The following is a 26243-nucleotide window of genomic DNA, read 5'->3' on the forward strand; positions in this document are numbered from 1 at the left end:
GCCTCTCTGGCTAGCTCTCGTTGCCGGGAACGGCGTGGTCCATGTCCAGGGCGTCCAGCTCCGCGTCGGTCATGTTCTCGACGAGGCTGATGCTTTCGGTGATCGTGTCCAGGTCGAGCGCGGAGGCGGGCCCGGCGTCCGGGAGGCCATGGGCCACGACGGCGGCCAGGTCGGCCAGCCGGTGCGCGTCGAACACCGTCTGGACCTGTAGTTCCACTCCCGCCCGCTGCTTGATCAGGTTGATCATCCGGGTGACGAGGAGGGAGTTGCCGCCGAACACGAAGAAGTCGCTGTCGGGGCCCAGCAGGCTCGCGTCGGTGTGCAGCAGTTCGGCCCAGATCTCGGCCACGAGGCGCTCGGCCTCGGTGCGCGGGGCGGTGGCGGGGTCGTCGGGCCGGACCGGGACCGCGGGCTCGGGCAGCGCCCGGGTGTCGAGCTTGCCGTTGCCGGTGAGCGGCAGTTCGTCGAGCACGACGTACCCGGCGGGCACCATGTACGGCGGGAGCGCGGCCCGCAGCGCGGCGTCCAGCTCCTCCCGCAGCACGCGCTCGTTCGGCCAGCGCGGTTCGGGCACGGCGCGGGGCGGGGCGGAGCCGGTGGCGCGGTCGGCGGGGCGCTTGGCGTAGAGGGTGTGCAGCGAGGTGTCGTCCTGCTCGCCGACGACGTCGAAGCCGTGGTCCTCCAGCAGCGCCGCCGTGTTCTTCGCCGCGCCGTCGACGTCGTGCAGTCGGACGACGACCTGGCGGATCCGCGGCCAGTCGGCGTCGGAGACGCCGCACAGGACGTCGTGGGCGGGCTGGTGCGCGTCGATCCTCAGCAGGTCGATCCGGTCGATGCCGTCCTGCGCGATGACCTCGGAGAGGGGCCGCGGCGGGCCGGTGAGCTCGCGGGCGTGGAGGCCGTGCAGCGCGATGTTGCGGCGCAGCGCGTCGAGGGCGGACGGCTCCGACTCGAAGCAGTGCACCCTGCCCCGCGGGCAGTACAGGCCCGTGAACAGCGCGAAGACTCCGATGTCGGCGCCGATGTCCACGACGGTGGCGTCCTCGTCCAGGGTGACGCCGTGGCGCAGGTCGCGCAGGTCGGTGAAGACCTCCTGGTAGCGGGCGTCGGTCTCGCTCCCGCTGCGGTGGAAGACGGGCAGCCCGTTGGGCAGTTCCCGCACCCGCTCCAGGACGTCCGGTTCGGTCCGGGTCAGGCGCAGCAGCTCGCGCACCGCCCGCGCGTGCCGGGCGGAGGGCACCACATAGCCGACCAGCCGCCGCTCGTCGCCCTCGCCGCGCACCACCACCCGGGCGTCGTCGACGGCGGGGTGATCGTTGAGGCGGGTGGAGATCTCGCCCGGTTCGATGCGGTAGCCGCGGATCTTGACCTGGTCGTCGTTGCGGCCGAGGAACTCCAGCGAGCCGTCCGCCAGTCGGCGCCCGAGGTCTCCGGTGCGGTACATACGGGCGCCCGGCGTATCGCGGAACGGGTCGTCCAGGTAGCGCTGCGCGGTCAGCTCCGGCCGGTTCAGATAGCCGCGGGCCACGGCCTCGCCGCCGATGTACAGCTCGCCGACGGCGCCGGTCGGCAGCGGCTGCCCGTGCCGGTCCAGCACATACACGCTCAGGCCGGGCATGGCGGTGCCGAGGGGCCTGGTCGTGAGGTCGCAGTCGGCCTCGGTCACCACCCGGTAGGTGCTGACGACGGTAGTCTCGGTGGTCCCCCACATGTTGATCAGCTCGGTCCCGTCGTTGACGGGCCGTTCGAACCAGGGGCGCAGGGTGGAGGCGTCCAGCTCCTCGCCGCCGAGGACCACGGTCCGCACCCGGTGCGGGGCGGGGTCCTCGCCCTGTCCGGCGATCAACTGCCCCATGCCGGTGGGCGTCTGGCCCAGGACGGTGACGCCTTCCTCGCACAGCAGCGCGTAGAAGTCCGCGGGGCTGCGCGCCACCTCGGGCGGGACCACCACCAGTCGGCCGCCGTGCAGCAGCGCGCCCCACATCTCCCAGACGGTGAAGTCGAAGGCGAAGGAGTGGAACAGCGTCCACACGTCCCCCGGCACATAGCCGAACCACTCCTGGGCGGCGACGAGGAAGCGGGCCACGTGGCGGTGTTCGACCATCACCCCCTTGGGCAGGCCGGTCGAGCCCGATGTGTAGATCACATACGCCAGATCGTGCGGCGAGGCCCCGGCCACCGGCCGCAGATCACCGGCCGGCAGCCGCTCCCAGCGGTCGGCGTCGGCGACCACGTCCAGCACCGTGGCGTCGCCGGCGTCCAGGCCCGCGGGCAGCGCGCCGTCGACGAGCAGCACGCGCGGGGCGCTGTCCTTCAGCACATGTCCGAGCCGTTCGGCCGGCGCCGAGGGATCCACCGGCACATACGCGCCGCCCGCCTTCACGACCGCCAGCACAGCCACCACCAGTTGCTCGCTGCGCGGCATGCACAACGCCACCAGCGACTCGTGCTCCACCCCGAGCGCGCGCAGGTACCGGGCCAGCCGGTTGGCCCGCGCGTTCAGCTCGCCGTAGGTGAGATCCCCGTTCGCACCGCGCACCGCGACGACGTCGGGCGCGTCCCGCACGGCCTCCTCGAACCACCCGTGGAGATGGCGTTCCGCCGCGCGGTCGGCGTCCTCGGTCGTCACCGGCGTCCAGGCGAACGCGTCGAGTTCGCGGTGCCGCATCGCGGACGACAGCACCGACAGCGCGAGGGCCGGTTCTCCGGCGCGTTCCTCGTCGGACAACGCGTCGACGAGGGCCACCAGGGCGGCTTCCAGGCAGTCGACGACCACGTCGGCGTCCTGGGCCCGGTGGATCTGGGCGTCGACGCGGAACGCGGACCCGAGATCGTCGACGGAGACGGTCACCGGGAAGTTGGTGCGTTCGAACACCTCGGACAGCGGGGTGACGCCCACCCGTTCGAGCAGCCGGTCGATGCCGTCGTCGCTCGGCAGGTGCCGGTAGTTGAGGATCGCGTTGAACAGCGGCAGTTCGGGCGTGGGCAGTCCGCTGTGCGCCCTGGCCTCGGTGAGCGGGACCTGCTCATGGCGCACGAGTCCGTGCAGCACTTCCCCGGTCCGCTCCACCAGGTTCCGCACGCTCCGGCCGGCCAGGTCGAGCCGCACCGGCAGGGTGTTGATGAAGCTGCCGAGCATGCGCTCCATACCGGCCGGGCCCTGCAGCCGGCCGGACATGACGGTGCCGAACACCACGTCGTCACGGTCGGCGCCGGCCGCGACGACCAGGGCCCAGGCGGCGTGGAACAGGGTGGCGGGGCTGGTCCGCGACTGTGCCGCCCGGGCGCGGACGCGCCGGCCCAGGTCGTCGTCCAGCACCCGGTGCACCCGCGCGACCTGCGAGCCGTCGCCGTGCACATCGTGCAGTGCGAACACCACGGTCGGCTCGGCGACCTCGCCGAGCAGCCCGGTGAAGAATGCGGCGGGGTCGAGTGCCCGCGCCCTGTGCCGGGTGTGTTCGAGGAACACCCGATACGGCACCGGGTCGGGCAGGGCGTCCGCCCGCCCCTCCATGTGCGCGACGATCTCCTCGAACAGCAGGCCGAGCGACGAGGCGTCGTGCAGGACGTGGTGCAGGCTCAGCGCCGCGTGCCACACCCCCGTGTCCGGGTGCCGGGCGGCGCGCAGCCGGATCAGCGGGGCCCGGTCCAGCGGCATCCGCGGGGCGCTCGCCAGCAGTTCGGCCAGCTGTTCCTCGGCGGGCGCGCCGGAGTGCAGCTCGACTTCGTCCACGGCGAGTTCCACCTGCCGCAGCACGGCCTGGACGGGTGCGCTCAGCCCGTCCGAGAGGATCACCGTGCGCAGCGCGTCGTGGCGGATCATCACCGCGCGCAGCGCCCGCGCGAACCCGTCCAGACGGTCGCGGTCGGCGAAGGAGAACAGCCCCGAGGACACATACGGGTCCTGCGCGCCCTCCCGGACGTGGTGGAAGAGCATGCCCTCCTGCAACGCGCCGAGCGGGTAGACGTCCTGAAGGTTCGCAGCCCCGCCGGGCAGCGCGGCGACGACCGCCGCCTCCTCGTCCTCGGTGAGGGACACCAGCGGCAGCGGCTCGGGGGCGGCGGCCGCGAGCTCTGCCGCCTGCGCCACCTGCACCGCCTGCGCTGTCTGCGCCACCTGCGCCGCCTCGGCGACGGCCGCGAGCGAGCGGGCGCGCAGGATGCTCGGCGGGTCGCAGTGCAGTCCTCGTTCCCGCAGCAGCTCGGCGAACCGGTGCGCGAGCAGCGAGTGGCCGCCCAGCGCGAAGAAGCTGTCCTCAGGGCCGACCTCGTCCGGCGGGAAGCCGAGCAGCTCGGCGCAGGCCGCGAGGACGACGCTCTCCTTGCCGACGGCCGTGCTGTCCTCGGTGACGGGGAGCGCCGCCGTGGACACGGGCTCGGGCCCCCGTAGCGCCGAAGCGGGTTCGGCGCGTTCGGGCCGGTCGGCCGGCGACGTCCGGTCGAGCCAGTAGCTCGCCCGGCGGAAGACGGTGCCCGGCAGGGGCACCAGACGGCGGCGGCGGGGGTGCAGCCCGTGCCACGGAATCCTCGCCCCGCTCACCCACAGCTCGGCGAGCCGCTCCAGATCGCGGTCGGCGACCAGGTCGGAGAGGAACTCCTCGCCCCGGGCCCCGTCGAACACGGCCATCAGCGGGACCGCGCCGTCCTCGGCGTTGCCCGTGTGCACGGGGGCCGCGGACGAGTCGAGCGGAGTGCGGGAACCGTCCGTCCCGGCGAGGTGCCGGGCGAGGGCGTCGCGCAGGTCGGCGATGTCGCCGGCCACCACGGCGAGCCGTTCGGGCATCGCCTCGCGGCGCAGTTGCAGGGTGTACGCGACATCCGCGAGGCTCACCCCTTCGGCGTGGTCGAGGAACTCCGCCAGCCTCTCCACCGCCGTCCGCAGCCGTGCCGGGCTGCCGGCCGACACCACCGCCAACTGCGCTCCGACGTCGGCGAGTCGCGCCGCCTCGGGCGCGGCGTGCGGTGACTCGGTGTGCGGTGACTCGGGGTGCGGGGGCTCGGTGTGCGGGGGCTCGGGGTGCGGGGGCGCCTCGACGACCAGGCTGACGTGACTGCCGCCTGCGGCAACGGAGTTGATCAGCGCGCGCCGGGGCATCGGCCGTCCGTCCGGGTCCGGGCGTCCCTCCCAGGGGGTGAGTTCCTCGCAGAGGGTCAACGGGCCGCCGTCCAGCGCCAGGTTGGGGTTGGGCTCCCCGGTCCGGGTGAGCGGGGCCAGCTCGCGGTGGCGGAACTGCAGGGCGACCTTGGTGAGTTGAGCGACCCCCGAGGCCGCCTCCGGGTGCCCGAGGTTCGACTTCACGGAACCGACCGCCACCGGTTCGGCGACTCCGTGGAACACCTCGCGCAGGGCGCTCAGTTCGATCTCGTCGGACAGCGCGCTGCCGTTGGCCGACGACTCGACGTAGCCGATCGAGTCCGGCGTGACGCCGGCCTGCTCCAGCGCCCGGCGCATGACGGTCGTCTGGGCCCGGCGGCTCGGCGTGAGGAAGCCGTTGACCCGGCCGCTGTGCAGCGAGGCGGTGCCCTTGATGACGGCGTGCACGGTGTCGCCGTCGCGCAGAGCGGCGTCCAGCGGCTTGAGCAGCAGCGCGCCCACGGCCTCCGCGGGGAGATAGCCGTCGCCGTCGCGGAAGCTGCGGCTGCCCGGGTGGCTGCCCAGCATCCGCATCTCGGACAGCGCGCGGAACTTGTCCGGGTGGGTGGCCAGGTTCACCCCGCCGGCGACGGCGAGCTCGCTCTCCCCGCGCTGCAGGTCGGCGCAGGCGAGGTGGACGGCCATGGCCGAGGAGGTGCACATGCTGTCCACCGCGAGGCTCGGGCCCTCCAGCCCGAAGAAGTGCGAGACGCGGTTGGCGATGAGGTTGTACGAGGCGGTGGCGGTGAGCGCCGCGAGGGCGGGGTCGGAGGCGTCCGCCCGGTACAGCTGGTACGCCGCGCCCACGTAGACGCCGACGCGTCGGCCGTACTGTCGCTCCAGGACGTCCTGGGTGACGCCGGAGCCCTCCAGCAGCTCCCACACGGTCTCCAGGAACAGCCGCTGCTGCGGATCCATCACCACCGCCTCGCGCGGCGCGATGCCGAACAGCGCCGGGTCGAACCGGTCGATCCCGTCGAGGAACCCGCCCCAGGCGGCGACCCCGGCGTCGTCCCAGCGGCCGGCGGGCGGTTCGGTGACGCAGTCGGCGCCGTCGCGCAGGCGCTCCCAGAGGGTGTCGACGTCCTCGGCCTGCGGGTAGCGCCCGGCGATGCCGATGACCGCGACGTCCCTGGAGCCGGGTCCGCGTCCGGCGGGCGCGCCCTCGGCGGGGGCTGCGGCGGCAGGAGCGGGCTCGGCCGGGCGCGCGGGTTCGACCGGGCGTGCGGGCTCGGCCGGGCGTGCGGGTTCGGCCGGGCGTGCGGGTTCGTCGACGGGGATGCCGAGCAGAGCGCCCAGCGCCGCGGGGTGTTCGGCCGCGAAGTACCCGGCGAGATCGCGCAGGGTCGGCTGTTCGAACAGCAGGGTCCTGGCCAACGGGCCGAAGGTCTCCTCCAGGCCGCCGACCGCGGTGACCGCCAGGACGGAGTCCATGCCGTACCGCTCCAGCGGGACGTCCGGGTTCACCCGTTCCGGGGCGAGTTTGAGGACGTCGCCGATCACGCGCCGCAGGTGGCCGACGGCCCGTTCCGCCAACTGCCCGGTGTCGTCGGGCGCGGGCGCCGCCGTCTCCCGGGCGGCGTCGCCCCCGGTGTCCGGCTCGAAGTCACGGCCCGTGATCCGAGGCAGTGCCTCGCGCCGACCTGCGAACACGATCAGTCTCCCGTCCCCGGTGGCGTCCCGGTCGGTCAGTGCGCGGCGCAGGGCGGCCAGCCCGCGTTCGGTGTCCAGCGGGACGAGGCCCGCGCCGCGCAGCCGCTGTGTGGTGGTCTCGTCCGAGCCCATGCCGCCGTCCGCCCAGAGCGGCCAGCCGACGGACACGGTCCTGCCCTGGCGCTCCCCCGCCGCGACGAGGAGGTTGCGGTGCTCCGCGCAGGCGTCCAGGAAGGCGTTGGCGGCGGCGTAGTCGGCCTGGCCGACGTTGCCGAAGGCCCCGGTGGCCGAGGAGAGGCACCCGAAGACCTGGAGCGGCTGGTCGCGGGTCAGCTCGTCGAGGTGGACGAACCCGGCGACCTTGGGCGCCAGGACCCGCTCCAGCTGGGCCGGGGTCTTGTGCACGAGGAGCCGGTCCTCGGTGACGCCCGCGCCGTGCAGGATGCCGGTCAACGGCCCGTGGTCGGCGGTGACTTCGGCCAGCAGCCGGGCCACGGACGTCCGGTCCGCCACATCGGCCCGCCGGTGATCCACCGTCAGGCCCGCGGCGCGCAGCCCGTCCAGCGAGGCCCGCTGCTCGTCGGTGAGCGCCGATCGGCCGACCAGGACCACGGTGGCGTGCGGCACGGAGGCGGCGATGTCGGCCGCCACGATCCGGCCCAGCGCGCCGGCGCCCCCGGTGATGAGGTAGACGCCGTTCTCCTGCCACGGCTCCGCCGGGGAGCCGCCGCCCGTGGTGACCTCGTGCAGCACCGGCGTGTGGCGGCGGCCGTCGCGGTGGCGTACCTCGTCGTCGAGTCCGGGTCGGGCCTCGGCGGTCAGCCGGGCCGCGACGGTGGCCGGGGAGGCGCCGTCCAGGCAGTCCACGAGCTGGGTGCTCAGCATCGGGTTCTCGCGGGCGGCCGTGCGCAGCAGCCCGGTCAGCCCGCGCAGGACCGCGAGCGCGTCCCGGTCCGCCCCGGCGGCGGTCGGCTGGGCCAACGCGACCTGGAACAGCACCGGCCGCGGCACACCGGGCCGCAGGATCTCCTGGACCTGCGTGAAGACCTCGCGCACGGCCGTGGTGTAACGGCGGTCGAGCGGGCCGTCGCCGGGTTCCACGAACCGGCAGTGGGTTCCCGGCGGAAGCGCGGCCAGCAGGGCGTCGCGCTCGTGGGCGGCGAGGTCGCCGACCACGGCGACGTGGTGTGCGGCGAACCCGGTGTCCCCTTCGCCGGTCCCGTGCGCCGGGGGCGCGGGCGCCGGTTCCCGTGCCGCCCAGCCGGGCCGCAGCAGCACTACCTCGCCGTCGCGAGCCCCGCCGTCCTGCACACTGCCGTCCTGCGCCGTGCCGTCCTGCGCCCTGTTGTGCTGCCCGCTCCGGTCGGGGACGGCGGCGTCGGCCTCGACCTCAACCTCGGCTTCGACGTCGATCTCGACCCAGCAGCGCTCACGGGCGAAGGGGTAGCCGGGCAGCGGCACCCGACGCGGCGGCGAAGCCGGCCCGTGGGCCGTCCGCACCGTCTCCCAGGGCATCGCGGTCCCGTCGGCCCACAAGCGCAGCAGCCGGTCGCCGACCGCGTTGCGGGACCAGTCGTCGAGGGCGTCGGCCAGCGCCGCCTCGTTCGGCGCTGGATCCCTGAGCACGGTGCCGCGCACCCAGGCGCCCGGCCGGTCCGGCGCGGCGGCGAACTCCGCGAGCAGGGCGCAGGCCTCCGCCAGTGAGCCCGCCGCGAACGCCAGCCGCTCCTGCAGCGCACCGCGGCCCGTCTGGAGCGTCCAGGCGACCGAGGGCAGGTCGGCCTCGGTCAGGTCGGCCAGCCGGGTCCGCAACCTCCGGGCCTGCTCGACCAATTGGCCCACGCTCATGGCGGAGAGCACCAGCAGCGCGGGGCGTCCGTCCGGGTCCGCGACGGGTGGCGAGGCGGGCAGCTCGTACTCGCTGAGCACGATGTGCGCGTTCGAGCCGCCCGCGCCGAAGCTGGACACCCCGGCGACGCGCGGGAAGGTCAGGGTCTGCACGCCGTCCTGCACGGTGGGTCGCAGCCACGGCTCCAGGGTCCGCTGGACCCGCAACGGGGTGCCGTCGAAGTCGATGTGCGGGTTGAGGGTGCTCGCGTGCAGGCTGGGGACGAGTTGCCGGTGCCGCAGCTGGAGCAGCACCTTGGTGAGCCCGGCGATGCCGGCCGCGCTCTCGGCGTGCCCGATGTTGGACTTGACCGAGCCGATCGCGCAGTGCTCCGGAACCCGGCCCGCGTCCTGGAACGCCCGGACCAGTCCGGCGATCTCGATCGGATCGCCCAGCGCGGTGCCGGTGCCGTGTGCCTCGATGTAGCTGACGGAGCGGGGATCGACGCCCGAGGCGGCCAACGCCTCGCCGACCACCAGGCCCTGGGCCGCGGGGCTGGGCACGGTGTAACCACTGGTGCGGCCCCCGTGGTTGACCGAGGTGCCCTTGATCACCGCATGGATGTGGTCGCCGTCGGCCAGTGCTCGTGCGAGCGGCTTGAGCAGCACGGCTCCGACGCCCTCGCCGGGCACATAGCCGTCCCCGCCCGCGCCGAAACTGCGGCAACGGCCGTCGCTGGAGAGGTAGTTGCGCTGACTCAGCATCAGGTACTTGTTGGGGTGCGAGGTGAGGTTCACGCCTCCCGCGAGCGCGGCGCCGCACTGCCCGCTGCGGATGGCCTCACAGGCCAGATGAATGGCGGTCAGGGAGGACGAGCACATGGTGTCGACGCTCATGCTCGGCCCGGTGAACCCGTAGGAGTAGGACACCCGGTTCGCCACCGACGACGGGCTGCCCGACAGCGCCACCGGCTGCCCGCGCTCCTGCGCCTGAGCGCCGTAGAGCTGGTAGTCCTGGTACATCACACCGCTGAACACGCCGACTCTGCCGCTGGTGCGGTTCAGCAGTTCCCCGGTGTATCCGGCGTCCTCCAGGACGTGGTGCGCGCATTCCAGGAACAGCCGCTCATGGGGGTCGAGGTGCTCCGCCTCGCGCAGCGAGATCTGGAAGAACAGCGGGTCGAACAGGTCGATGCCGTCGAGGAAGCCGCCCCGGACGTCGGCCGCGCCGTCGCCTGAGCCGTCCGCACCCGCCCAGCGGGGACGCGGCCATCGGCCGTCCGGAAGCCGGCGTACGGAGTCGCGTCCGGATCGCAGGTTCTCCCAGAACTCGTCCGGATCGGCGGCGTCCGGGTACCGGCCGCCGACACCGATGACGGCGATGTCCGCACCGGCGTCCACGCCCTCGGTGTCCACGCCCACGGCGTCAACAACGGCCCCGGCGTGCGGCGTCGTCGGCAGGGCGCGGGTGCTCAGCCCCGCCAGGTGCACGCAGACGCGGCCCTGCTCGTCGAACACGGTGACGTCCGTCAGGGGCAGCGCCGCGTCGGGGCCGCTGCCCGGCTGATGGCGGACCCAGGCGAAGGCCCGGTCGGGGATCGCGGCCCGCGCCTCCACGCGCTGGACGGCGAACGGCAGCGCGGGCTGCGCCGACCCGCTCTCGGTGCCGTCGGCCGCGAACCGCAGGCCCACGGTCGCCTGCAGCGCCCCGTCCAGCAGGGCGGGGTGCAGCACGCACCCGGTCAGCGGGTCGGCCTCGGCCGGCAGCCGTAGCTCGGCCAGCACCTGGGGAAGCCCGACCGGATCGACGCCCGTGCGCAGTCCGGTCAACGCGCGCTGCGCGGGCCCGTACTCCAGACCGCCCCGAGCGTGCAGCTCATAGACCCGGGCCGCCGGGATCTCCGCCCCGTCGCAGCCGGCCCGTGCCTGCGCCAGGCCGGGCAGCTCGGGTTCGACGCCGTCCGTCAGACGGGCCCGGCCCTGACAGCACGGGGTGTCCCCGTCCGGCGCGGCCGTGATCTCGAACTCCAGGCCGCCGCCCGCCCGGCGCACGGTGACCCGCAGCTCCAGGCCGTCCGCTCCGCACAGCGCGGGGCGCAGCCATACGACGTCGTCGAGCCGCACCGCGTAGGGGGACGGCGCGTCGAGCGCGTCGGCGACGGCGGCCCGCGCCATCTCCAGCTGCGCGACCCCGGGCAGCACCCGCGCGCCCCGCACGCGATGGTCGCGGAGGTACGGCTCGCTGCCGTCGAAACGGGTCTCGTAGACGGTCACTGTGGCGTCGCCGTGCCGGGGTATCCGCCGGTGCAGCATCGGATGGGGTTGCGCAGGGGTTGGGCCCACCCGATCCGACGCCGACACCGACGCCGCCTCCGTGACCCCTACGGACATGCTGTCGGCGAGGTGGGCCGACAGCTTCCGCAGGGTCGGGTGCCCGGTGAGCACGGCAGGTGTGAGGGCCAGGCCGTAGCGGTCGTTGAGCCGTTCGACGAAGGCGGCCCTGCCGACCAGGTCGAACCCGAGCTCCGGCAGACCGGCGTCCGGATCCACGTCGGCGACCGGCACGCCCAGGAGCATCGCCGCCTCGTCCCTCAGCTCGTCCCTCAGCTCGTCCGACAGCCCGTCCGACAGCTGGTCCCTCGGTCCGGTGCTCGACTCGGGGAGCCGGGGTTCGAGCCAGGCCGCCAGGTCGGCGATCGTCGTGTGCTCGAAGACGACCGTCGGGGACAGTTCGAGGCGGAACCGGTCCTCCAGCTCGGTCACGAGGCCCACCAGCGCCGCGGAGGTCAGCCCGAGCTCGTAGTAACCGGTGTGCGCCCCGACTTCGGCGGCGGTCACCCCGAGGCGGGCCGCGACCATCTCGCGCAGCACCGCCACGACATCCCGCGCGGCGACGGCCGTCTCGGCCTCCGTTTGCGTCGCGACGGCCGTGGACGCGGCGTACGGGGCGGCCGCGCCGCGCACGTCGAGGGCGGTCTCGGTCGGGACCCGTTTGGCCACCAGGCGGCCGACCTCGGCGATCTGCGCGCCGGTCGCGTCGTAGAACTCGGCCGAGAGCCGGATGAGTTCGTCGTCCCGGCTCGCCGAAGCGGCCGAGACCCGGACGAAGCAGCGGCTGCCCAGCGGCGCGGTCGCGCGGAACGACTCGAACACCAGCGGCAGATAGAGGGCCGTGCCCCCGTCCCCCGTGGCTGCCTCGTACCGCATGTGGCTGTCGACGCTGCCGCCGAGCAGCCCCGCCTCGAACAGAGCCGGATGGAAGAGGAAGCCGTCCGCGCTGTCCTGGTGGGCCGGGGGGAGCTCCAGCTCGACCACCCAGTCCCCGGGACGGTGGTGGACCACACCGTCGATCTTCATCAGGCCCGAGTGGACCAGCTCGTGCTCGCGGAGCCAGGCGTAGATGTCGGGCAGCGGGGTGAGCCGGTCCACTTCGGCAAGGGGTAACGACAGCCGCTGCGGAAAGGGGGACGGAAGACACCGGCGGGCCGACACCACCGCGTGCAGGACCTCGGCGGAGTCCTGCCGACGCCGGCTGCGGACCTCGATCCGCCACCCCTCGTTCGGCGCGGGACGCCCTTCGACGGTGGCCAGGATCTGTTCGCCGGGGGCGGCGACCAGCGGCGCGAGGATGGTGAGGCTGCGTAATTCGACGTCCGCCATGGCGTGACCGTGCCGGGCCAGCACCTGGAGCACCAGGTCCACATAGCCGACCCCCGGCAGCAGGTGGCGGCCGTGCACGAGGTGACCGCGCAGCAAGGGGTTGTCGGCGGTGATGGTGAAGGTCTCGGTGAACGTCGGAGCAGCAGTCATCGCGGTCCCATCCCACATGGAAATACTCCGGCCCCAGCAATAAGGAATTCCGGATTCAGATCTCACGATTCACTGCAGGGACGACACGGAAACAGGAATGCCCGTATCGCCCTACAGGAAAGAAGAATTCCGTTCGACGATCGAACGGCATGACGAAGCCATCGAAAACTCTACGGAGAAAGGAATGGCATCGCAGTGTGAGAATCGGGGAGCGAACGGCTGCACCCGCCAAAAGCCAACAAGATGAGACCCCCGTCTACATCAACTCTCTTGTGATCATCGGTAACGCTAGCCGAAGCCCGGTACCGAACGCAATAAACAGAGAGTCATGATCGATTCAAATCGAGAAGCGGAATGCGATATTCACCGGCCGATCCGCTGCCTTTAGACTGGACATCAGGGACACGCTTACCATTCTCGCCGTATGTCAGTGAAAGGCGCCGGTATTCTCCGCGGCCCACCGGCGGAACGGCCTGGCCGGGGCGCCGGTGACCTGCGTGACCGTGTCGCGTACCGCCAGCAGTTCGTCGTTGACGTCTCCGCCCATGACGTCGAGCACCGCGTCCGCGGCCTCGGCGCCGAAGACCGCGGCCATCCGGGCGTGGGCCTCCGGCCGGCCGATCTCGGCGAACGCGATCTCCCGCCCGAGCGCCGCCGCGATGGCCCGGACCTGCTGCCGGGGCGTCACCGGCTCCGGGCCCGTCAGGGCGTACGTCCGCCCCCGATGACGGGGCTCGCTCAGCGTCACCCGTGCCACCGACGCGATGTCCGCGGGGTGGATCGTGGGCAGTCCGACGTCCGCGTACGGTGCGCGGACCGTCCCGTGGTCGCGGATCGACGCCGCCCACATCAGGGCGTTCGAGGCGAACTGGGTCGGCCGCAGGATCGTCCAGGCCATACCGCTGTCCTTGAGCAGTCGCTCGACCGTCAGGTTCTCGACGGCGGGGCCGAGGTGCGGATGGGTGTGCGCGGTGATGGACGACACCAGCACCACGTGCTCCACGCCTGCCCGCCGAGCGGCGTCGATGACGTCGGCGTCCGGGCCCAGACGCGACACGAGGAACAGCGAGCGCACGCCGTCCAGCGCGGGCTTCAAGGACTCCGGTTCCGTGAAGTCGCCTTCGGCTGTCTCGACCCCTTCGGGGAACGCGGCCCGCGCCGCGTCCCGGGTGAACCCTCTCAGCGGCGCGGCGCCATGGGCGTGCAGTTCCTTCAGCAGTGCGCTTCCGATGTTCCCGGTGGCTCCGGTCACGAGGATCATGAACGCGTTCTCCCGTCGTCGGATGATCAACCGACGGAAACGCTAGAAGCTCAATCGCACTTCAGGTCAAGACGATCCCTGCGCACCCGCCGGGTGCCCCGCGGCGGCTGTCGCTTCCGGCCGGCCGCGCCGAGGGGGACGGTCAGCAGGACCAGGCCCAGGGCGAGGACGGCCAGGCCGCACCAGGAGGCCGTCGGCAGGCGCTCGTCGAGGACCCTGACGCCCAGGACTGCTGCGACGGCGGGCTCGGCCAGCGTGAGCGAGGTCGCCGTCGACGCCGGGGTGCGGCGCAGTCCGTGTCCGAAGAGGCGGTAGGCCAGGTAGACGGTGAACAGGGCGAGATACACCGCCACCGCGGCCCCGCGCGCAGTGCTGAGCCAGTGCAGGTCGACGGACAGGAGGAGCGGCAGGACGAGCAGCCCGGCCGCGCCGAACAGCACGCCCATCACCGCGCCGGAGGGGTGCCCGCCGGTGATGAGCTTGCCGCCGATCAGCGAGTAGGCGGCGTAGGACAGTCCGGCGCAGGCGGCGAGCGCGACGCCGGTCAGGTCGATCGGCGCGGCGTGCCCGGTGAACCGCGGGCCGAGGACCAGAAGGGTGCAGCCGAGCACGGCGGCGGCCGTGGCCGCGGTCCAGCGTGCGGTCGGCCGGGCCTGTCCGGTGACCCAGGACAGCAGTCCGGCGAAGACCGGCGCGCTGCCCAGCGCGATCACGGTGGCCACCGCCACGCCCGTGCGGGCCACCGCCGGGTAGAAGGTGACCGGATAGCCGGCCACCGCCACCGCGCCGAGGGCGAGCAGCCACCGTTCGGGGCGGGTGCAGGCGGCGGGCAGCGAGCGGGCGCCGCGGGAGGTGAGGAACAGCAGGATGCCGCCGAGGGCGAGACCGGCGCAGCCGATGGCCGCCGCCGGCGCCCCGGCCGGCGCCAGCGAGCCGGCGGTCCCCGTCGTCCCCCACAGCACGGCCGAGGCGAGGATGGGCGTGGGACCGCCGAGGAGGCGGGAGGTGCGGGACGGGCGCGTGCCGGGGGTGGCCGGGCGCGCGGGAGTCAGCGGGGTGGTGCGGTTCGGCACAGTCGTGGTCTTCCGTCGTCGAATGCGTCTGCGTCAGGGACTCGATGCGAAACGGGCGCACTCGACGACAGCCCCTGACCGCCCTGCGGGTCGGTCGGGGCCGGGGATCGAACCGTCGGTTTCTGCGCCCGGTCAGGCGCAGAGCGGCGGCAGGACGACGTGCCAGTAGGTGTTCACGCCGCGATGCTACCTGCGTGCCGGAGCGCTCCGCTCTCCGCAAGCGTGCCCGGTTCCGGTGAACGCGGCGCACAGGCTGCGAGGGGGGCGAGGACCCTCCGGGAGCCTTCGTCGAGGGCGCTGATCGGCCGGGTGCGGTGCTCCATGTGGCGCGATCCGATCCGCGCCCACATGGTGGTTCATATACAGCATCACGCCCAAAGCGCAAATGAGAGGTATGTCATGAAGTTCGCGGTCATCGGCGGCACCGGACTCATCGGTTCCCAGGTCGTCGAAAATCTGAACGCCGCCGGGCACCAGGCGGTACCGCACTCCAAGTCCACCGGCGTGGACATCCTCAGCGGCCAGGGGCTGGACGAGGCGGTGGCGGGATCCGACGTCGTCGTCAACCTGACGAACTCCCCGACCTTCGACGAAGCCTCCCTGGCGTTCTTCCAGACCTCGATGGACAACCTGCTGGCCGCCGCGCAGAAGGGCGGCGTCGGCCACTTCGTCGTCCTGTCGATCGTGGGCGCGGACCAGGTGCCCGAGATGGACTACTACCGGGCCAAGGTCCTCCAGGAGAAGATCCTCGCCGCCGGGCCGATCCCCTACTCGATCGTCCGGGCGACGCAGTTCATGGAGTTCATGGACGCCGTCATGACCTGGACCGCCGACGGCGACACCGTGCGGCTGCCCGCCACGCCGATCCAGCCGATCGCCGCCAAGGACGTGGCCGCCGCGGTGGCGGAGGTCGCCGCGGGCGCCCCGCTGAACGGCATCCGCAACATCGCCGGCCCCGACCTCTTCACCCTCGACGAGCTGGGCCGGATCACCCTGTCCAGCAAGGGCGACCAGCGCACCGTCGTCACCGACCCCACCGCCGGCATGTTCGCCGTCATCAAGGGGGACGTCCTCACCGACAAGAACGCCCACCTCGCCCCCACCCGCTACACCGACTGGCTCTCCTGACCGGTCAGCTCCCGTCCGCGCCCGGGGCGTCGACGCGGTCGGCGTCCCGGTTCTCGACGGCGCACTCGTTCTCAGCCGCTTCCGTGCCGGAGCCAGGCGAGCTGGTCACCGGTCAGTGACAGGCGCCGGGACCGCAGCGAGCTGTCGGTCTGTGCCGTCGTGCGCGGGCCGATGGACGGCCAGACGCCCGGGTGGTGCAGGGTCCAGGCCAGGGCGACGGTCTCGGGGCGGGTGCCGAGCCGGTCGGCGAGTTCGCGGCAGCGGTCGCGCCGGGCGCGGTTGGTCGCGGTGTCGTACGGGTCCGGGCGGCCGTCGGCCCGCCGCGGTTCGTCGGTGCGGGCGAAGAAGCCGCGGGCCTGCGACGACCAGCTCAGCAGCGGCAGACGGTGGGCGCGGACGACGTCGAGTGCCGCGGCGTCCGCGTGCAGGCTGCCGCCCAGCAGTGCGGGATCGGGTTCGGCGAGGCTGAACTGGTAGCTGGCCAGGGAGGTGCCCGCGCCCGGCCAGCTCCTGCGCGAGCACGGCGAGGCGGTCCGCCCGCCAGTTGGAGACGCCGACCCGGCGGACCCGACCGTCCTCGACGAGGCCGATCAGCGTGTCCGCGAGTTCGGCGACGGACCGGGCGGGATCGTCGCAGTGGTGGAGCAGGACGTCGACGGTGTCGACGCCCAGGTTCTCCAGCGCGCTCCGCACGTGGTCGTGCACGTTCTCGCGGCTGAGCGGGATGTCCCGGCCGCTCGTGTCGTGGCCGACCTTCGTGGCCACGCCGAGCGTTCCGGGGTTCTTGCGCAGCCACCGGCCGACCGCCGCCTCGGCCTGCCCGCCGGCATAGCTGTGCGAGGTCTCGACCAACAGGCAGCCGGCTTCGGCGAAGTGGGCCAGTTCCATGTTGCGTGCCCAGACCAGGAACGGCGGCGGCGGTTCCACGCCGGGCCGACGATGGTGTCGAGCAGCTCGCTCTGTTCGGGCGTCAGGTCGGGCAGGGGGGTCAGTCGCACGGTCGGGGTTCCTTTCGGGAACGGGTGAAGGGGTTCACCAGGCGGCGGTCCGGGTCCGCAGGAAGCGCCGGTGGAAGTCGGTTCTCGCCGGGTCGGCGAGCGGGATCGGCGCCCAGCCGTGGCCGGTCTCGAAGACCTCGGGCCGGTCGGGGCGGGTGGCCGGCCAGTCCGGCAGGGCCGGGCCGTTCGGGTCGCCGGTGGACACGAAGTTGACGACGTATCCGGTGAGGAGGTCCGCGACGCGCCGGTCCTCCTCGCGCCACGGGCGGTCCAGGGCGTGCAGCGTGCCCAGCAGGTACGGGATCTCCGAGCCGTGGAAGGCGCCGCGCGCAGCGCCGTCGGGGCCCGGCTGGGCATGGGTCCAGAAGTGGGTGAAGACGGGGCTCGCGGCGCCCTCGGCCCACTCCGTCACCCACAGGTGGGTGCTGACGCGGGCGGAGTCGGCGCGGGCCGTGTGGTGCCCTGTCGGTCCTGACCCACGAGGACGAGGAGAAGGCCGTCGCGATCGCCAACGGCACGCGCTACGGTCTGACCGCCACGCAATGGACCCAGGACATCGGCCGCGCCGTACGCCTGGCCCGCGCGGTCCAGGCGGGCCAGGTCGCCGTCAACACCCTCGGCGACGGCGGCCCCGGCGGGGCCATCGGCGCGCCCTTCGGCGGCTACCGGCACAGCGGCTTCGGCCGCTCCATGGGCCCCGACTACGTCGAGGACTGGACCCAGCTCAAGGCGGTCGTCATCAACGCCGGCTGAAGCGCCCGGGAGGGGACATCGGGGGGCACGTGGGGCGATCAGGCAATGCCATGGTAATTTTCGAACGCCAGTCGTATTCGTGCACGCGGTAGTACGCGTGCACGGGTCAGGGAATCCGGTGGAAGTCCGGAACTGACGCGCAGCGGTGAGGGTGACGGGCGGGGCGGCAACCACTGGACGACGGCCATGGCCAGGTCTGGGAAGGTGCCCCGCCGGGGTGATCCCGAGTCCGAAGACCTGCTGGCAGCCGACCGTCCGAACGGGCCCCGCGCATGGGCCTCGACGCCTAGGAAGCCGCTTCGTGCATCTGTCCCGCCCCGCCCGCTGTTCCGTCCTGCTCCTGTCCGGGGCACTGCTGCTGTCCGCCTGCGGTGCGGGCTCGTCGTCCGAGGGGGCTGCGGGCGCGGGCGCGTCCGCGAAGGCCGTCACGCTGGACAACTGCGGGCAGAAGGTGACCGTCAAGGCACCTCCGCAGCGGGCCGTCTCGCTGAACCAGGGCACCACCGAGATCATGCTCTCGCTGGGCCTCGCCGACCGCATGGTGGGCACCGCCACCTGGACCGACCCGGTCATGAAGGGGCTGGAGAAGGCCGACGCGAAGGTGCCTCGGCTCGCCGACAACCAGCCGTCGTTCGAGAAGGTGCTGGACACCGAGCCGGACTTCGTGGCCTCCTCCTTCACCTCCACGCTGAGCAAGGGCGGAGTGGCCCCGCGCGAGAAGTTCGCGGAGCTGGGGGTGCCGACGTACCTCTCGCCCGCCGACTGCGAGGGCAAGGACAACAGCGGCGGCGGCGACGGCTCGCGGACCGAGCCGCTGGCCATGGACACCGTGTACCGCGAGGTGCGCGAACTGGCGCGGATCTTCGGGGTCGAGGAGCGCGGCGAGAAGCTGGTCACGCAGCTCCAGGGCCGGGTGGCCACGGCCACGTCCGGGATCGACGCCGAGGACGCCACCGTCCTGTACTGGTTCGCGAACCAGGAGTCGCCCTATCTGGCGGGCTGCTGCGGTGCGCCGGGCATCGTCACGAACGTGCTGGGCGCGAAGAACGTCTTCGACGACAGCACGCAGGAATGGCCGCAGGTGAACTGGGAGACGGTCGCCGACCGCAACCCCGACGTGCTGGTCATCGGCGACCTCACCCGCAAGTCGCAGACGGCCGAGACCGCCGCGCGGAAGATCGCGTTCCTGGAGTCCAACGCGGCGACGAAGAACATGGACGCGGTGAAGCAGAAGCGTTACGTGCTGCTCAGCGGGCAGGCCATGAACCCCACGATCCGCACCGTCGAAGGGGTGGAGAAGGTCGCCGCGGCGCTGCGCGCGTACGGGCTCGCCGGATGACCACCGCCCTGCGGTCGCCCGGGGTCCGACGGCTCCGGGCCGCCGCCGGGGTGCTGCGGGGCGTGGCCGGCCCGGTCCTCGGACTCGCGGTGCTGGCCGTGTCCGTCGCCGTGGCCATCACCATCGGGCCGGCGGACATCGGCGTCGGTGACGTCTGGTCCACGGTCGCCTCCCACCTGGGCTGGGGCGCCTCGGACCTGTCCCCCATCCGGGACGGCATCGTCTGGAACCTGCGGCTGCCGCGCACCCTGCTCGCCGCGGTGTGCGGCGCCGGGCTCGCCGTGTGCGGGGCGGTGATGCAGTCGCTGCTGCGCAACCCGCTGGCCGACCCCTTCGTCCTGGGGGTCTCCTCCGGGGCGTCGACCGGGGCGGTCGTCGTGGTCGTCCTCGGGGTCGGCGGGAGCGTCGTGTCGGTGTCGGGGGGCGCGTTCGCGGGCGCGCTCGGCTCGTTCGCGATGGTGCTGCTGCTCAGCCACACGCTCGGCGGGACGACGGACCGGGTGGTGCTGTCCGGGGTGGCCGCGATGCAGCTGTTCTCGGCCGTGACCTCGTTCATCGTGCTGACGGCGGCCGACGCGGAGACCACCCGGGGCGTGCTGTTCTGGCTGCTCGGATCGCTCAGCGGGGCCGGCTGGACCGAGGTGTGGCTCTGTCTGGCCGTGCTGGCGCTCGCCCTGACGGTGTGCCTCGGGTACGCGCGCACCCTGGACGCCTTCGCCTTCGGCCAGGACGCGGCGGCCACACTCGGGGTCGCGGTGGCCCGGACCCGGCTGGTGCTGCTGTGCGTGACCGCGCTGTTGACGGCCGTGCTGGTGAGCGCGGCGGGCGCGATCGGCTTCGTCGGCCTCGTCCTGCCGCACGCGGCCCGCGCCCTGGTCGGCCCCGGACATGCCCGGCTGCTGCCGGTCGCCGCGCTCGCCGGGGCGGTGTTCCTGGTGTGGGCCGACACCCTGGCCCGTACCGTCCTCGACCCGCAGGAGGTGCCGGTGGGCGTGGTGACGTCGCTCGTCGGCGTCCCGGCGTTCGTCCTGGTCCTGTACCGCACGAGGGGGACCCGATGAGGAGGACGCGGTGAGCGGGACGCACGAGGGGCAGAACGCGGTGGACGGATCCCACGACAGCGAGTACGACGGGGAGCACGCGTCGCCCACGCTCCACGCCGACCGGGTGAGCCGCTCCGCGGGCGGACGGCTGATCCTCGACGGCGTCAGCCTCACCCTCCGGCCCGGCTCCGTGACCGGACTGCTCGGCCCCAACGGCTCGGGCAAGTCGACCCTGCTGCGGCTGCTGTCCGGGGTGCTGGCCCCGGCCTCGGGCGTGGTGACCCTCGACGGCCGACCGCTGGGCGACTGGGGCCGCCGAGCCGTCGCGCGGCGCGTGGCCGTCGTCGAGCAACAGGCGGACACCCTGGTCGAGTTGACCGTCGCCGACGTGGTGCGCCTGGGCCGCGTCCCGCACCGCCGCGCCTGGACGCCGGCGACCGCGGCGGACGAGCGGGCCGTCCGCACCGCCCTCGAACGCACCGGGCTCGCCGACCGCCTGGACCAGCCCTGGCACACGCTCTCCGGCGGGGAACGCCAGCGCGTCCAGATCGCCCGCGCCCTCGCCCAGGAGCCCCGCGAACTGCTGCTGGACGAACCGACCAACCACCTGGACATCCAGCACCAGCTCGACCTGTTGAACCTGGTCGCCGAACTGCCCGTCACCAGCGTCGTCGCCCTGCACGACCTGAACCTGGCGGCCATGTACTGCGACCAGGTCGTCGTGCTCCGGCAGGGCCGGGTGGTAGCCGCCGGCACCCCTGCCGCCACCCTCACCGAGGCCCTGATCGCCGACGTCTACGGCGTGCGCGCCACGGTCACCCGCCCCGGCGCCGGCGACCGGCCGTACATCCGCTTCCTGGGGACGGTCGCCGGGAGGTGAGCGCAGGGCGGCCGGCGCCGCGGCCGAACGGGCTCTCAGCCGTCGAGCCCGAGTCCCCGTCGTCCGTCGAGGGGGCGGAACCAGCGCTCGACGTCCGCGTCGGCGACCTCGGCGAGGGTGGCCGGTGACCAGCGCGGATCGCGGTCCTTGTCGATGACCTGGGCGCGGATGCCCTCGACCAGGTCGGCGGTGGACAGGGCCGCGCAGGACACTCGGTACTCCTGCTCCAGCACCCGCTCCAGCGACCCGAGCCGACGGGCCCGCCGCAGTGCCGTCAGCGTCACCTTCAAGGTGGTGGGCGACTTGGTGAGCAGGGTCTGCGCGGCCTCCTTCGCGGCCGGGTCGCCGTGCGCGAGCAGCCGCCGGACGATCTCCTCGACGGTGTCGGCGGCATAGCAGTCGTCGATCCACTCCCGATGTGCGGCCAACTCCCCCTCCGGAGCAGGCCGCACATGAGGCGCGAGGGCCTCCCGGACGGGCAGCCGGGCCAGGTCGGCGACGACGTCGTCCAGCGACGGGGACGGCACGTAGTGGTCGGCCAGCCCGCACAGCACGGCGTCCCCGGCGCCGATCTGCGCCCCCGTCAGCGCCAGGTGGGTGCCCAGTTCGCCGGGTGCGAGCCCGAGCAGATGGGTGCCGCCGACGTCCGGGACGAATCCGATGCCGGTCTCGGGCATCGCGATGCGCGAGCGCTCGGTGGCGATCCGGACGCTGCCGTGGGCGGACACGCCGACTCCGCCGCCCATGACGATGCCGTCCATGACGGCGACGTACGGCTTGGGGTAGCGGGCGATGCGCGCGTTGAGGCGGTACTCGTCGCGCCAGAACGCGGCCGAGGCGCTGCCGTCCGCGTCGCGAGCGTCGTCGTGGACGGCGCGGATGTCGCCGCCCGCGCACAGACCGCGCTCCCCGGCGCCGGTGATGACGACGGTCTCGACGGCCGGGTCGTGCTCCCAGGCGGTGAGCGCCTCGTCGATGCGGCGCACCATGACATGGTTCAGGGCGTTGAGGGCTCGGGGCCGGTTGAGGACGATATGGGCCGCCCGTCCGGCGGTGCGCAGCAGGACAGGTTCCTCTCCGGAGGTCGCTGCGGACGCGCTCGTCGCGCTGGTCGCGCTCGTGGGGCCGGTCGGGCTCGTCGCGCTGGTCGGGCCGTTCATCCGTACGCCTCCGTCAGGGGCCGCGCGCCACGATGACACGCATGATCTCGTCGGTTCCTGCCGGGAATCCTAGGGACAGGCCGGACGGGTGACCCGCACCACACTTTTCGGGAGAAGAAACTCACAGCCGTGCGCTCTGCTGCGGCTTCGGCGATCTGGCCTAGCATCCGAGCATGACAGTGCTGCCTGACGACGGGCTCTCGCTCGCCGCCGAGTTCCCCGACACGACACGTGAGCAGTGGCAACGTCTCGTGGAGGGCGTCCTGCGCAAGTCGGGCAAGGAGGTCTCCGGTGCGGCGGCGGAAGACGCCCTGTCCACCGTGCTGGAGGACGGCCTCGGCACCGGCCCCCTGTACACCGCGCGCGAGAGCGCCCCGGATCCCGGCCTTCCCGGCTTCGCCCCGTTCGTGCGCGGGGGCCGGGCGGAGGGCAACACCGTCGGCGGCTGGGACGTACGCCAACGGCACGCCTCGGCGGACGGCGGCGCGGTCCTGGCGGACCTGGAGAACGGCGTCACCTCGCTCTGGCTGGTCGTGGGCGGCGACGCCGTCCCGGTCTCCTCGCTCGACCAGGCCCTGGACGGCGTCTACCTCGATCTGGCGCCGGTCGTCCTGGACGCCGGGCGTGACGTCGAGTCGGCGGCGGGCGAACTGCTGCGGATCTACGCGGAGCGGGGCGTCGGCGCGGAGGCCGCGCGCGGGAACCTGGGCGCGGATCCGCTGGGTCACGAGGCCCGGACGGGCGAGGCGCTGGAGTTCGCGCCGACGGCCTCTCTCGCGCGGCGGTGCGCCGAGGGGTACCCGGGGCTGCGGGCGCTGACCGTGGACGCGCTGCCGTATCACGAGGCCGGCGGTTCGGCGGCCCAGGAGCTGGGCTGCTCGCTGGCGACCGGGGTCGCCTATCTGCGGGGGCTGACCGAGGCCGGGCTGAGCGTCGGCCAGGCGTGCGCACAGCTGGAGTTCCGGTATGCGGCCACCGCCGACCAGTTCCTGACCATCGCCAAGCTGCGGGCGGCGCGCCGGCTGTGGGCCCGGGTGGCCGAGGTCTGCGGGGCCCCGGGGGCGGGCGCGCAGCGCCAGCACGCGGTGACCTCCCCGGTGATGATGGCGCGTCGCGATCCGTGGGTGAACATGCTGCGCACGACGATCGCCACGCTGGCCGCCGGGGCAGGCGGTGCCGACGCGGTCACCGTGCTGCCCTTCGACGACGCCCTCGGTCTTCCGGACGCGTTCGCGCGGCGCATCGCCCGCAACACCTCGACGATCCTCATCGAGGAGTCCCATCTGGCCCGGGTGATCGACCCGGCGGGCGGTTCCTGGTACGTGGAGCGGCTCACCGACGAACTCGCCCACGCGGGCTGGGAGTTCTTCCAGAACATCGAGCAGTCCGGCGGCCAGGCGGCCGCGCTGCGCTCCGGGTTGATCCGTGAGCGGCTGGCGCAGACGTGGTCGGTGCGCAGTGCGAAGCTGGCCAAGCGCCGCGAGCCCGTCACCGGTGTCAGCGAGTTCCCGCATCTGGCGGAGAAGCCGGTCGTCCGCGCGCCGGCGCCCGCGCCGCCGTCCGGCGGTCTGCCGCGTGTGCGGCGCGACGAGGCGTTCGAGGCGCTGCGCGCCCGTTCCGACGCCCATCTCGCCGCGACCGGCGCCCGGCCCCGGATCTTTCTGGCCGCCCTCGGGCCGGCTGCCGCGCACACCGCCCGGCTCACCTTCGCCGCCAACCTGTTCCAGGCGGGCGGCATCGAGCCCGTCACGGAGGGCGGGTTCGAGGAGAGCGGGGCGCGCGAGGCCGTCCTGTGCTCCAGCGACGCGCTGTACGAGGAGCGGGCCGAGTCCGTGGCCGCGCAGTTGAGGGCCGCCGGCGCCTCGCAGGTGTTCCTGGCGGGCCGCCCCGGGCAGTACTCCGGGGTGGACGGCCATGTCTTCGCGGGATGTGACGCCGTCGCCGTCCTCTCCGCCGCCCTCGACCGTATGGGAGTGTCCTGATGGGAGACCGTCCGATGGGGGCGATCCCCGATTTCTCCGGCATCGAGCTGGGCGTCCCGACCGCCGACGGCGGCCCCGACGAGTGGCGTACGGCCGTCAAGCGGGCCGCCGACGGGGACGACCTGCTCTGGGAGACCCCGGAGGGCATCGCGGTCAAGCCGCTCTACACCGGGCAGGACCTGGAGGGTCTGGACTTCCTGGGCACCCACCCGGGCATGGCCCCGTATCTGCGCGGCCCGTACCCGACGATGTACGTCAACCAGCCGTGGACGATCCGCCAGTACGCGGGCTTCTCCACGGCCGAGGAGTCCAACGCGTTCTACCGGCGCAACCTGGCCGCCGGCCAGAAGGGCCTGTCGGTCGCGTTCGACCTGCCCACGCACCGCGGCTACGACAGCGACCACCCGCGGGTGACCGGTGACGTCGGCATGGCGGGCGTGGCGATCGACTCGATCTACGACATGCGGCAGCTCTTCGACGGCATCCCGCTGGACAAGATGACCGTGTCGATGACGATGAACGGCGCGGTGCTGCCCATCCTGGCGCTGTACATCGTGGCGGCGGAGGAGCAGGGCGTGCCCGCGGAGAAGCTCGCGGGGACCATCCAGAACGACATCCTCAAGGAGTTCATGGTCCGCAACACCTATATCTATCCGCCGAAGCCGTCGATGCGGATCATCTCCGACATCTTCGCCTTCACCTCGCAGCGGATGCCGCGCTACAACTCGATCTCCATCTCGGGCTATCACATCCAGGAGGCGGGCGCGACGGCCGACCTGGAGCTGGCGTACACCCTCGCGGACGGTGTGGAGTACCTCCGGGCCGGGCGGGAGGCGGGCCTGGACGTGGACGCGTTCGCGCCCCGGCTGTCGTTCTTCTGGGCGATCGGCATGAACTTCTTCATGGAGGTCGCCAAGCTGCGCGCGGCCCGGCTGCTGTGGGCGAAGCTGGTGAAGCAGTTCGACCCGAAGAACGCCAAGTCGCTTTCCCTGCGCACCCATTCGCAGACCTCGGGCTGGTCGCTGACCGCGCAGGACGTGTTCAACAACGTCACGCGTACGTGCGTGGAGGCGATGGCGGCGACGCAGGGCCACACCCAGTCGCTGCACACCAACGCCCTGGACGAGGCGCTGGCCCTGCCCACCGACTTCTCGGCGCGGATCGCCCGCAACACCCAGCTGCTGCTGCAGCAGGAGTCCGGCACCACCCGGGTGATCGACCCGTGGGGCGGCAGCGCCTACGTCGAGAAGCTCACGTACGACCTCGCCCGCCGGGCCTGGCAGCACATCCAGGAGGTCGAGCAGGCGGGCGGCATGGCGCAGGCCATCGACGCGGGCATCCCCAAGCTGCGGGTGGAGGAGGCGGCCGCCCGGACCCAGGCGCGCATCGACTCGGGACGGCAGCCGGTCATCGGCGTCAACAAGTACCGGGTCGAGACCGACGAGGCGATCGACGTCCTCAAGGTCGACAACTCCTCGGTGCGCACCCAGCAGATCGAGAAGCTGCGGCGGCTGCGGGCGGAGCGCGACGAGCGGGCCTGTCAGGACGCGCTGGACGCGCTGACCCGGGCCGCCGGGGGCGAGGGCAACCTGCTGGAGCTGGCCGTGAACGCGGCGCGTGCGAAGGCGACCGTCGGGGAGATCTCCGACGCCCTGGAGAAGGTGTACGGGCGGCACGCGAGCCAGATCCGTACCATCTCCGGCGTGTACCGCAACGAGGCAGGCGAGTCCCCGTCCGTCGAGCGCACCCGGGCGCTGGTGGACTCCTTCGAGGAGGCCGAGGGGCGCCGGCCGCGCATCCTGGTCGCCAAGATGGGCCAGGACGGCCACGACCGCGGCCAGAAGGTGATCGCGACCGGCTTCGCCGACCTGGGCTTCGACGTCGACGTCGGCCCGCTGTTCCAGACCCCGGCCGAGGTGGCCCGCCAGGCCGTCGAGGCGGACGTGCACATCGTCGGGGTGTCGTCGCTGGCCGCGGGGCACCTGACGCTGGTGCCGGCGCTGCGTGAGCAGCTCGTCGAGGAGGGCCGCGAGGACATCATGATCGTGGTCGGCGGGGTGATCCCGCCGCAGGACGTGCCCACGCTGCTGGAGATGGGCGCGGCGGCCGTGTTCCTGCCCGGGACGGTGATCCCGGACGCGGCGTACGACCTCGTCGAGCGGTTGTCCGCCGATCTCGGGCACGAACTCTGAAGGCCGGACG

General features: G+C 73.1%; 13 protein-coding genes, 1 pseudogene and 1 riboswitch. Of the genes and pseudogenes, 7 read left to right on the forward strand and 7 right to left on the reverse strand.

Annotated elements, in window-relative coordinates:
• Positions 1 to 10: 10 nt before the first annotated feature.
• The 3 genes from ACWCPF_RS24820 to ACWCPF_RS24830 form a co-directional block, all read right to left on the reverse strand.
• Positions 11 to 12424, reverse strand: a complete 12414-nt coding sequence (locus ACWCPF_RS24820) for an amino acid adenylation domain-containing protein (RefSeq protein WP_451047270.1) — start codon at positions 12422 to 12424, stop codon at positions 11 to 13.
• Positions 12425 to 12851: 427 nt separating this feature from the next.
• Complete coding sequence (locus ACWCPF_RS24825; RefSeq protein WP_451047271.1) at positions 12852 to 13685, reverse strand: SDR family oxidoreductase; 834 nt, start codon at positions 13683 to 13685, stop codon at positions 12852 to 12854.
• 50 nt (positions 13686 to 13735) lie between these two features.
• A complete protein-coding gene (locus ACWCPF_RS24830) occupies positions 13736 to 14758 on the reverse strand; it encodes a DMT family transporter (RefSeq protein ID WP_451047272.1) in 1023 nt (340 codons plus the stop codon).
• A gap of 399 nt (positions 14759 to 15157) precedes the next feature.
• Here ACWCPF_RS24830 and ACWCPF_RS24835 point away from each other — a divergent pair, with 399 nt between their 5' ends.
• On the forward strand, positions 15158 to 15886 hold the full coding sequence (locus ACWCPF_RS24835) for an SDR family oxidoreductase (RefSeq protein ID WP_451047273.1): 729 nt from the start codon (positions 15158 to 15160) through the stop codon (positions 15884 to 15886).
• A gap of 71 nt (positions 15887 to 15957) precedes the next feature.
• Here the strand turns inward: ACWCPF_RS24835 and ACWCPF_RS24840 are convergent, their stop codons facing one another.
• From ACWCPF_RS24840 to ACWCPF_RS24850, 3 genes and pseudogenes are all read right to left on the reverse strand, one after another.
• Entirely contained in the window at positions 15958 to 16371 is a 414-nt protein-coding gene (locus ACWCPF_RS24840) for an aldo/keto reductase (RefSeq protein ID WP_451047368.1), read from the reverse strand.
• A 91-nt stretch (positions 16372 to 16462) separates the two neighbouring features.
• Positions 16463 to 16774: pseudogene (locus tag ACWCPF_RS24845) on the reverse strand (aldo/keto reductase); the annotation flags it as partial.
• A gap of 144 nt (positions 16775 to 16918) precedes the next feature.
• On the reverse strand, positions 16919 to 17296 hold the full coding sequence (locus ACWCPF_RS24850; protein ID WP_451047274.1) for a carboxylesterase family protein: 378 nt from the start codon (positions 17294 to 17296) through the stop codon (positions 16919 to 16921).
• A 59-nt stretch (positions 17297 to 17355) separates the two neighbouring features.
• Between ACWCPF_RS24850 and ACWCPF_RS24855 the strand changes: the two genes are divergently transcribed.
• The 4 genes from ACWCPF_RS24855 to ACWCPF_RS24870 all read left to right on the forward strand — a co-directional run bounded on the left by ACWCPF_RS24855 (position 17356) and on the right by ACWCPF_RS24870 (position 20899).
• Entirely contained in the window at positions 17356 to 17637 is a 282-nt protein-coding gene (locus ACWCPF_RS24855; RefSeq protein WP_451047369.1) for an aldehyde dehydrogenase family protein, read from the forward strand.
• Positions 17638 to 17691: 54 nt separating this feature from the next.
• Positions 17692 to 17896, forward strand: a riboswitch (cobalamin riboswitch).
• Between the two features lie 42 nt (positions 17897 to 17938).
• Entirely contained in the window at positions 17939 to 18976 is a 1038-nt protein-coding gene (locus tag ACWCPF_RS24860) for an ABC transporter substrate-binding protein (RefSeq protein ID WP_451047275.1), read from the forward strand.
• Positions 18973 to 20037: a FecCD family ABC transporter permease gene (locus ACWCPF_RS24865; RefSeq protein ID WP_451047276.1), complete on the forward strand. Its 1065-nt coding sequence runs from the start codon at positions 18973 to 18975 to the stop codon at positions 20035 to 20037. Before ACWCPF_RS24860 ends, ACWCPF_RS24865 begins: the two co-directional genes overlap by 4 nt.
• Before the next feature lie 40 nt (positions 20038 to 20077).
• A complete protein-coding gene (locus tag ACWCPF_RS24870; RefSeq protein ID WP_451047370.1) occupies positions 20078 to 20899 on the forward strand; it encodes an ABC transporter ATP-binding protein in 822 nt (273 codons plus the stop codon).
• Positions 20900 to 20934: 35 nt separating this feature from the next.
• On the opposite strand, the gene ACWCPF_RS24875 is transcribed toward ACWCPF_RS24870, so the two are convergent.
• Positions 20935 to 22059 carry an enoyl-CoA hydratase/isomerase family protein gene (locus tag ACWCPF_RS24875; RefSeq protein ID WP_451047277.1) on the reverse strand — a complete coding sequence of 375 codons (1125 nt, stop codon included), beginning with the start codon at positions 22057 to 22059 and terminating at the stop codon, positions 20935 to 20937.
• 173 nt (positions 22060 to 22232) lie between these two features.
• Between ACWCPF_RS24875 and ACWCPF_RS24880 the strand changes: the two genes are divergently transcribed.
• A complete protein-coding gene (locus ACWCPF_RS24880; protein WP_451047278.1) occupies positions 22233 to 24041 on the forward strand; it encodes a methylmalonyl-CoA mutase family protein in 1809 nt (602 codons plus the stop codon).
• Between the two features lie 14 nt (positions 24042 to 24055).
• Entirely contained in the window at positions 24056 to 26233 is a 2178-nt protein-coding gene (scpA, locus tag ACWCPF_RS24885) for a methylmalonyl-CoA mutase (RefSeq protein WP_451047371.1), read from the forward strand.
• Positions 26234 to 26243: the final 10 nt, after the last annotated feature.

Source organism: Streptomyces sp. NPDC001858 (genome assembly GCF_053594615.1).

Bases quoted from the DNA above. Each gene is read 5' to 3' on its own strand.
- ACWCPF_RS24820 (WP_451047270.1), bottom strand. From the start codon at position 12,424: ATGACTGCTGCTCCGACGTTCACCGAGACCTTCACCATCACCGCCGAC.
- ACWCPF_RS24825 (WP_451047271.1), bottom strand. From the start codon at position 13,685: ATGATCCTCGTGACCGGAGCCACCGGGAACATCGGAAGCGCACTGCTG.
- ACWCPF_RS24835 (WP_451047273.1), top strand. From the start codon at position 15,158: ATGAAGTTCGCGGTCATCGGCGGCACCGGACTCATCGGTTCCCAGGTC.
- ACWCPF_RS24865 (WP_451047276.1), top strand. From the start codon at position 18,973: ATGACCACCGCCCTGCGGTCGCCCGGGGTCCGACGGCTCCGGGCCGCC.
- ACWCPF_RS24875 (WP_451047277.1), bottom strand. From the start codon at position 22,059: ATGAACGGCCCGACCAGCGCGACGAGCCCGACCGGCCCCACGAGCGCG.
- ACWCPF_RS24880 (WP_451047278.1), top strand. From the start codon at position 22,233: ATGACAGTGCTGCCTGACGACGGGCTCTCGCTCGCCGCCGAGTTCCCC.
- scpA (WP_451047371.1), top strand. From the start codon at position 24,056: ATGGGGGCGATCCCCGATTTCTCCGGCATCGAGCTGGGCGTCCCGACC.